Genomic DNA, 7,716 nt, shown 5'->3' on the forward strand with positions numbered 1-7,716 from the left:
TTTCTTAATGGTTTAAAAACAATAACAACTTAATATTAAAAAAAGGTTGAAAAAAAATCTCAAAATGAAAAAAACAGTAATCCTTTTTATACTATTTTTCCAAATGGTAAATGCCACCGAAAAAGACAGTTTGCAGTTAAATAACTCGTTTTCAAAATATTATTATCTTTTGGATGATGATTGTGATGCATGTGGTTGTTCTGCTAGTGGTGGCAGTATGGGATTTGCTTCGATGCTCAATTCCAATTTTGTTGGTATTCGCTATTTTAATCAACAATATAAATCCACAGACGGGTTATATACCAATTCACCTTGGTACACCGAAAATTTCAATACCACACAAGTTTGGGCACGAATCCCTGTAAAAAAAAATATACAGATTTCAGTTTTAATTCCTTATCATGCACACAATAGGGAAACAACTACTGGAAAACAATCAATAAATGGCATTGGAGACCTCACGGTTTTAGCCATGTATCGCTTGTATCAAACCCAAACGGACAGTACTTTTTTTGCACACACCTTGCAAATAGGAGGCGGACTGAAATTACCAACTGGAAAATATAACGACGCCAATTCAGGCACAATCAATCCGAGTTTTCAAGTAGGAACGGGTAGTTGGGATTACCTTTTGGCAACCGAATATATTTTGAGAAGAAAACAATTTGGATTGAATACCATGTTGAATTACGTGATTAAAACCGAAAATGAAAAACACTATCGTTTTGGCAACCAGTGGAATTATGCAACCACTTTTTTTTATTTGTATGAAAAAGATGCCTTGTCTTTTGCACCTCAATTGGGATTGGCTGGCGAAACCTATCAAAATAATTACCAACACGGCATACAACTAAACGAAACCTCAGGAAATGCCTTGTTTGGCAAAATCGGTTTTGAAGTTGGTCGCAATGCTTTGTCTTTTGGTGCCAATGTGATGCTGCCTATCAAGCAAAATTTAACCGGAGGCAATGTGGAAGCCAATTACCGTTGGAGTATTAATTTGAATTATTCGTTGTAATTTTTTAGTAAACAAAATTTGAAGCCCAACAATTTGTTGGGCTTTTTTGTTTTTCAAAAGTTTTTCTTATAGTTCAAAAGTGTGGAGTTGTACCCCCGATTGTATCAGAAAGCGAGATTATAGCTAGGAAAACGACCAAGCCATTTGGTTTATAAAATTTTGAAAATAATATGATATTGATTATTTTATATCAACATCATAATATATATTATACAACACCAATCGAAACTTCAAAACCTTCCGCATTTCTGACGTTAAAAACAGTACCGTCTTCAAAAATTAAATATTGCCCTTTGATTCCTTTTAAAATTCCAGTATAGGCATTGTTTTTTTCTAAATTCAAACTATTTATTTTACTAGGATATTGTGTTACAGGATAGTGTAATTGTAATAAAACAGGGTGGTAATCATCAAAATAAGGCTGAACTTCTAGCGGCAACCAAGGTTTTACTTGTTGTCGAGTTTCCATTAAATGACCAGAAACAACGTCGTTTTTGAGCATTTTTTGCCAATTGGTTTTATCTGCAAAATGGTTTTTTAGTGCCACCTCGGTGATGCCGGCCAAATACCTATTGGGTACTTCGATTATGGGAATGGCTTCTGTAGCTCCTTGGTCTATCCATCGAGTGGGTACTTGCGTTTTTCGAGTAACCCCCACTTTTATTTCGCTCGAAAGGGCCAAATAAACAATGTGAGGTTGCAATTGTACGGCTTTTTCATATTCTAAATCCCTATCGGCTATGCCTAAATGGGCTTTACTCAGTTCTGGTCGCATGATCCAATCGCCTACCGCAGCCGAACTCATAAAGCAATCATAACAATATCCTTGTCTGAAAATTTTCTTTTTTTTGTTGCAATTCAAACATTGATAACCCAAATGTTGCACTTGTATTGTTTTGTTTATCAATTGATTAACATTTAGAAAACTATTTTCAAAAACCATATAATATTGAATGGGCGAGCCTATTTCTGTTTGCATTTTTGTGAGTATTCCTTGGTATTTCATAAAAACAGTTATTTTTTTAAATTTTACTTGCGGTTTTATAAATTTTGATTATTTTTGATAACGATGTAAAATTAGTATTTGTTTTTTTAATTTTCATACTAATAAGCAACTAAAAAACAATAAAAACACATACCTCATGCTTTTTCCATTTTTAAATTCAGTTGCCAGTTGGTTTCTCAAACAACGGATTCATCAAATAGAATTATTTTTGAAATATCCACACGAAGTTCAGGAAGAATTGTTGATGAATTTAATAAAATCGTCAGAAAATACAGAATTTGGCAAGAATTTTGATTTTGTAAATATCAAAACCTATCGGGCATTTGCCGAAAAAGTACCTGTGGCAAGTTATGAAGACTTGGAACCCATGATAGAAAAAACCCGACAAGGCCATCAAAATGTATTTTGGGAAACGCCCATCAAATGGTTTGCCAAATCGAGTGGCACTACCAATGCAAAAAGCAAGTTTATCCCTGTAAGCCCAGAGGCATTGGAAGACTGTCATTATAAAGGAAGTAAAGATTTGCTGTGTTTGTATTTGAATAATAACGAAAATTCCGAAATGTTTACAGGCAAAAGTTTACGGCTTGGTGGAAGTTCGCAAATTTATGAAAACAACAACACTTTTTTTGGTGATTTATCGGCCATTTTAATAGAAAATATGCCCATTTGGGCAGAATTTAGCAGTACTCCAAGCAGCAAAGTATCGTTGATGAGCGAATGGGAAACAAAAATGAATGCCATTATCAAAGAAACATTGACAGAAAATGTTACCAGTTTTGCGGGGGTTCCCTCTTGGATGATGGTGCTGTTGCATAGGGTATTGGAACAAACAGGCAAATCCCATTTGAAAGAGGTTTGGCCTAATTTGGAAGTTTATTTTCATGGAGGTGTTAGTTTTGACCCCTATAAAGTGCAATATCAAAAAATGTTGCCCGATAGCGATTTTAAATATTATGAAATATATAATGCTTCCGAAGGTTTTTTTGCTATTCAGGACCAAAATCATTCCAACGATTTATTGTTGATGTTAGACTATGGTATTTTTTATGAGTTTATACCCATGGACACTTATGGCACGTCCAATCAAACAATTATTCCGCTATCGGAAGTGGTTTTATTTCAAAACTATGCCATTGTCATTACAACCAATTCTGGACTTTGGCGGTACATGATTGGCGATACTGTTCGATTTACATCGTTAAATCCTTACAGAATAAGAGTTTCTGGACGAACCAAACATTTTATTAATGTATTTGGCGAAGAATTAATGGTAGAAAATACGGATAAAGCATTGGCAAAAACCTGCGAATCAACCCAGTCGTCCATCAAAGATTATACTGTGGCACCCATTTTTATGACAGAAAAAGAAAAAGGTGCTCATGAATGGATTATAGAATTTGATGTTTTGCCCAATAACATGTTGCAATTTGAAGAAATCTTAGACCAAAATCTTCAAGCCATCAATTCTGATTACGAAGCCAAACGTTACAATAATATGACTTTGAATCCATTAAAAATTCATGTAGCCCGTCCCAATTTATTTTATGATTGGCTTAAGCAAAAAAACAAGCTTGGCGGACAGCACAAAATTCCACGACTGTCAAATAGCAGGACTTATTTGGAAGCGTTATTATCATTATAAATAACTTGTAATCATTCATAAATTTATAATATATTTTGCAAAAAAATAATTTATCAAACTGAAAATCAATGCGTTATATAAAAATTCACAAATTATTTGTTATTGTATTTATTTTATTAGTTAATTTTGTTAATGCTCAAACTGTTACAGGAGTTGCTAGTAATTTAGGGTGTAAAAACTCAGGAAAACTAACGGCAAGTAGTACGGGATTGGGTACAGGTCCCGTGTACCAATTGCAAAAATCAGATGGTACCGTTTTAGCTCCCATTGCTGGCGACGTCAATCAATTTACATCGTCAAATGTTTTTTCGGGCTTGGCTACAGGAAGTTATATCATAAAAGGAAAATCAACTTCAAATACTACCGTGTTTTCATCGGCAACAATTGCTGTATCAGATGGTTATACCAATATGAGTTTGACAAACCCTTCACTATCTTTGCCTTGTGTAGGAGAGTCAAAGGTGGTTGCAGTTACTTTATCTGGAGGAAAATCACCATTTGTATATAGCATAAAAAACAATGCTACCAATACTGTTTTAGAAACAAGTGCTTCAACCACGGCCACCACATTTTCTTTTGCCGCATTGCCAATAGGTAGTTATACCGTAACTGTAGAAGATGGATGTGGACAAACGATTATTTCGCCAACAACCATTTCTAATCCAAGTGTAACTGTGAGTAGTGTAAAAACAAAGGCCACAAATTATTTTCAAAAAGATGCAAGCTCCTGTTCTTCTCCCATAAAATTATTTATTCAAAGTGGATTTGGTAATACAAATGGCTCCAACTTATCTGCGGCAGAAGCAGCTTTATTTACTTGGAAAATTAAATACAATGGAGCTTATTATGGAAAAGATATTGATGGAGATGGCTATAGCGATTTGAATAGTCCTGGATATTCATTATCTTCAACATTTGTAAACATGCCCATTGGTGTAACCAGACAAAACATCATTACTAATATTTCTAGCATCAAAGTAGTTATTTTAGACGCATGTGGCAATTCAAAAGAAGTAAGCACTACTTATTTGAATGGCATCATTAGTGCTACTACTGATTGTGTAAATGGGAGTAGGGTAAGACCCGTAGTAAATCCTGCACTAGTTTGTTTTCCTATTACTTATACTTTTACCAACACTACAAATGCAGCGGATGTGTTGCAATTTACTCAAACAACCGATGGCCAATATTTTACTGGATTTACAGCAGGAAAAACGTATTCATTTACTTATAACGATGTAAATGGAACCACATCAAATATGTTTTCTGTAACAAGTGTAGCTTTGCCAGCTAATTCTACTACTTTAGTTGTCAATCAGGCTACTTCGTTTGTAAGTAGCAATTATTTAGAATATGGCACTTTACGATTAGTATTTTCTGGTGTAGCCTCAAACTCAGTTATTAATTATACCGTAACAGCATCAAACAGTCCATTAGTTCCCGTTGGCACAACCGGATCTACATTATCTGATGCAGATGTCCCAAGTGTCAATATTACAGATCCATCAGGATATTGGCCAAAAGGTACTTACACCCTTTCTTTTACCTCGTCTTGCGGCAATGGGTCTAAAACAGTAACCGTAAACGGCCGAACGGCTTCTATATCTAGCTTTTCAACTGTAAATGTTTGTGGTGGATTTGATTATAAAATGATTGGTAATTTTGACGATAGTGCTGCTTATGAAGTTGTAATTGTTTCTGGCCCATCCAATGTAGGACTAACAAAAGATTTAGCCAGCACCACAGAATCTCTTTTGTTTGAAGGTTTAACCAATGGTAATTATGTATTTGGACTGCGTATAAAAGGCGGTACACGAAACGTTTATACACAAACAGTAAATTTTGACGCAAGTTCCATCATTGCAATAGATAAAGCCACAACAGGCGGCTATACATGTGCAGATGGTGAAACAAACGCCATATTAACCATCAACGCCACATCCTCTTCTCCTGCACCCAATAATGTTTTAGAATATCGAATTGCCAATGGATTTGGTGGTACTTTTGGTCCATTCCAATCTAGTAATACTTTCGAGGGGCTCACAAATAGTTTATATTCCTATCAAATAAAAGACGGTTGCGGCAATGTTGTAACAGATATTGTTCAAATAGGATCGGCCTCTTCGCCTGTTGCCAGTAGCGATATTACCAATTTTTGTGGAGCTTCATACAATCAAGTCAATTTATTTATCGATTTGAATAATGCCGTTTACGACTGGACGGGGCCAGGCATTAATGCCACCAACAAAACCCAAAGAAACCCCGCCATAAACGTAACCGATATGAGCAATGGCGACAACCAATATTCTGTACACGTTACCACTCAAGCCCCTTGTTTTATAGACAAAACCGTTAGTGTAACCGTTACCAAAATTGCAGAAACAAAGTTGCCCATTTCTGGAACTCCAAAAGCATACCTTGTAGCAGTTTCAACACAAAATCAAACCGCAAACGCCATTACAAATTCCAAAAACGGGGCATTAGTACTAGAATCCAAAACAAAAGGATTCGTCATCACGAGGCAAACAACTACTCAAATCAATGCCCTTAACCCATCAGAAGGTATGCTCGTTTTCGATACCGACGAAAACTGCTTAAAACTGTATAACGGCACCACTTGGAATTGTATCAAACAAGTTTGTGTCCCATAACATAAGTAAAACACCCCAAATCCCCAACCCAAAAAACTATTAAATTTAATCTATATAAATCATGAAATTACAAATTAAATCAAATAAAGATGAAAAAATTGATGTTTTTATATGTATTAACTATAGCTTTAACCGTAAACGCCCAAGTAGGTATTGGCACCAAAAGCGTTTTTCAAAGTAGTATTTTAAATTTCAACGACAACGATTACAGAGGCATTATTTTGCCAGCAACCACCACCGTTACGGCTCCCGTAAAAGGAACCCTTACATTTGACCTACTACAAAAACGGTACAATACTTTGATGGCATTTGGAAAAGTTTAACCAAAACAGGCGAACTGCCCACAACCCTAAATGCCAATAACGACATCAAATCAGGCATGATTATAGGAAAAACAACCTCCTCGGCACCAGGAGTTTTAGTATTAGAATCCACAACAAAAGCGCTAGTATTGCCAAGAATGAACGAACCACACCTCAACATTCCAAACCCAGAAGCAGGAACCATTTGTTATGATTTGACCAATAAAGTACTGTGTATCTACAACGGAAAAGAATGGTCGTTTTGGCAATAATACCAAACACTCATATAAAATAGCCCAATCTGCTAGCTCTTTTTCTCCAAATATTTCACAAAAAAATAATTACGTAGCCCAGCTATGAAAAGATTTTTTTATAAAATCTTGAATAAAAATAGCATTGCATTTTTAGACTATTTTATATAAGTGTTTGGTATAACAACTACAAACCAAAGGTATAAAAACAAAAAAACACCCAACAATTTCAAAAAATAGGCTTATATTTACAGCCAATAAAAATAATTGATATAAAAAACAAGTTTGAAGAACCAAACACTAATAAATCACCAAGCGATAACATAAAGGAGCCATAACAAATAAATTTTACATACATGAAAACAAAAATATTGATAACCATCATCATCCTTTTTAGCATGGCAGCCTGTTCAACAAGCAATAGAGTATGCGGCGGCGGATGTGGCAAACGATGTGTAGAAGTATATAAACCTAACAAAAAAGGCCCAAAACACATTCAAAATCAAACAACAAAAGCATATAAACAAGTATAAATATCCAAATCATTTGGGCACCTATTCCGCCTTCCACTCCCGCTTTTTTTTCTTGCCGCAAACCCAACAAACCGTCGAGCGGCAAGAAAAAAAGAGCTCCGTTCAAGTCGGGGTGCAAGCCTGCCCAAGGCCAATGTTATGCAATTCAGTGGCCTACACTAAGGGTGCCAAAAGCAATAGTGCCAATGTCGCCAAAATTGTCGCCAAGGCTGTTCAATCCTGTGCCTTTTATCGCAACACCATTTGCATCTACGCTTGTGCCTCTGTTGTATAAACTACTTGCTATGGTAATCAATTTTTTTAGAAAGTT

At 35.5% G+C, this 7,716-nt stretch carries 7 protein-coding genes; 6 read left to right on the forward strand and 1 reads right to left on the reverse strand.

The features are described 5' to 3' along the window. Positions 1–64 precede the first annotated feature (64 nt). The gene (locus B0A58_RS13565) at positions 65–1,018 is read left to right on the forward strand and encodes a transporter (RefSeq protein WP_089081510.1); all 954 of its coding nucleotides are present in this window, start codon (positions 65–67) and stop codon (positions 1,016–1,018) included. A 208-nt stretch (positions 1,019–1,226) separates the two neighbouring features. On the opposite strand, the gene B0A58_RS13570 is transcribed toward B0A58_RS13565, so the two are convergent. Next, a complete protein-coding gene (locus B0A58_RS13570; protein WP_089081511.1) occupies positions 1,227–2,024 on the reverse strand; it encodes a DUF2797 domain-containing protein in 798 nt (265 codons plus the stop codon). 136 nt (positions 2,025–2,160) lie between these two features. Between B0A58_RS13570 and B0A58_RS13575 the strand changes: the two genes are divergently transcribed. From B0A58_RS13575 to B0A58_RS16520, 5 genes are all read left to right on the forward strand, one after another. Further along, entirely contained in the window at positions 2,161–3,669 is a 1,509-nt protein-coding gene (locus tag B0A58_RS13575) for a GH3 auxin-responsive promoter family protein (protein WP_089081512.1), read from the forward strand. A gap of 68 nt (positions 3,670–3,737) precedes the next feature. Then, a complete protein-coding gene (locus B0A58_RS13580; RefSeq protein WP_089081513.1) occupies positions 3,738–6,320 on the forward strand; it encodes a hypothetical protein in 2,583 nt (860 codons plus the stop codon). An 89-nt stretch (positions 6,321–6,409) separates the two neighbouring features. Beyond that, complete coding sequence (locus B0A58_RS13585) at positions 6,410–6,643, forward strand: hypothetical protein (RefSeq protein ID WP_089081514.1); 234 nt, start codon at positions 6,410–6,412, stop codon at positions 6,641–6,643. Between the two features lie 56 nt (positions 6,644–6,699). Then, complete coding sequence (locus B0A58_RS13590; RefSeq protein WP_089081515.1) at positions 6,700–6,894, forward strand: hypothetical protein; 195 nt, start codon at positions 6,700–6,702, stop codon at positions 6,892–6,894. Positions 6,895–7,229: 335 nt separating this feature from the next. Further along, positions 7,230–7,406 (forward strand): hypothetical protein, encoded by a 177-nt coding sequence (locus B0A58_RS16520; RefSeq protein ID WP_165766350.1) that lies wholly within the window; start codon positions 7,230–7,232, stop codon positions 7,404–7,406. Positions 7,407–7,716 lie beyond the last annotated feature (310 nt).

This window comes from Flavobacterium branchiophilum NBRC 15030 = ATCC 35035, assembly GCF_002217205.1.
GTDB classification, from domain to species: Bacteria; Bacteroidota; Bacteroidia; order Flavobacteriales; family Flavobacteriaceae; genus Flavobacterium; species Flavobacterium branchiophilum.